Here is a 1253-nt window from a genome sequence, read left to right as displayed (position 1 = left end):
GCGCCGCCCATGATGATCGGCGGCCCCGGGCGCTGCGCCGGCTTGGGCAGCGCCGGGCTGTCAGTGAGCTGGTAGTGCACGCCGGCGTAGGAGAACGTCTCCCCCGCCGGCGTGCCCCACAGCCCGGTGATGATCGCCAACTGTTCGGCGAGCCGGTCGAAGCGCTCCGCGACCGGCGGGAACGGCACGCCGTACGCCGCGTGCTCGGCGTCGAACCAGCCCGCGCCGAGCCCCAGCTCGACGCGGCCACCGCTCATCGCGTCTACCTGCGCGACCGCGACCGCCAGCGGCCCGGGCAGCCGGAACGTCGCGCTGGTCACCAGGGTGCCGAGGCGGATGCGGGAGGTCTCCCGTGCCAGGCCCGCCAGCGTCACCCAGGCATCCGACGGGCCCGGCGCCGGGTCGCCCGGACCGATCCGCAGGAAGTGATCAGAACGAAAGAAGCCGTCGAACCCAGCCTCCTCCGCGGCCTTGGCCACGGCGAGCTGACGCTCATACGACGCGCCCTGCTGAGGCTCGATGAAGATACGCAGATCCATAGCCCCACCCTGGCAAACGAGGCCCGCCGCCCACGCGCCACCCCCACGGTCCCGACCCGTCCGGCGTCCAGCCGACCGGCCGGCCGGCGAGGTCATGACAACTGTCATGGGGCACCGATGACGGTCATGACTGGGGCGCCGCGCCCGCCCACGCCATCCTCAAAGCCATGAGCAGGCAATCCTCACCGACCGTGCCCAGCCGCGGCGTAGCCGTGCCCAGCCGCGGCGTAGCCGTGCCGGAGGAGGGCCGCGCGGCACCCTCTGGACGACAAATCAGGCGCAATCCCGACCAGAAGGAGCCCCATGCCCCCTCACCCATGCACAGCCACGACGGGCGGTGACGATGGGGGACGCCTTGGTCGTTGGCTTCTCGCCGCCGCCGCCGGGCGGCCTGTCGGGTCGCCGACCTTGGGGTTGTGATCCGGCCGGGTGGGAATGATCCCCGGACCTCGCCACCGGTCCGGCGCGCTACGACCTCCAAGGGGATAACAGCCATGCTGCTCGCTGAGGATCTTCTGCTGCTCGCACTCGATCCGGAGCGTGGGACGCCGGTGAACTCCTCGCGCGAGCCGCTGAAAGTCGCGCTGGGTGGGGCGCTCATCGCGGAACTCGGGCTGCTCGGGCTGGTCGCCGAGGACGGGCGGCGACTCGCCCCGGTCGGCCCGCCACCCGGCGACCCGCTGCTGGCAGACGCCCACGCGCTGCTCGCCACCG

At 72.7% G+C, this 1253-nt stretch carries 2 protein-coding genes; one reads left to right on the top strand and one right to left on the bottom strand.

All coding sequences use genetic code 11. From position 1 onward, the window contains the following. On the bottom strand, nt 1–539 hold a 539-nt coding region (locus tag MXD58_RS27905; protein ID WP_250611156.1), incomplete at its 3' end, for a TIGR03560 family F420-dependent LLM class oxidoreductase. A 494-nt stretch (nt 540–1033) separates the two neighbouring features. Between MXD58_RS27905 and MXD58_RS27900 the strand changes: the two genes are divergently transcribed. After that, a partial coding sequence (locus MXD58_RS27900; protein WP_250611154.1) for a GPP34 family phosphoprotein occupies nt 1034–1253 on the top strand: 220 nt, incomplete at its 3' end.

Source organism: Frankia sp. AgKG'84/4, from assembly GCF_023242965.2.
GTDB lineage: Bacteria > Actinomycetota > Actinomycetes > Frankiales > Frankiaceae > Frankia.
The sequence above is the reverse complement of the archived record's forward strand: the minus strand, read 5'-3'. Positions and strand labels throughout refer to the sequence as shown.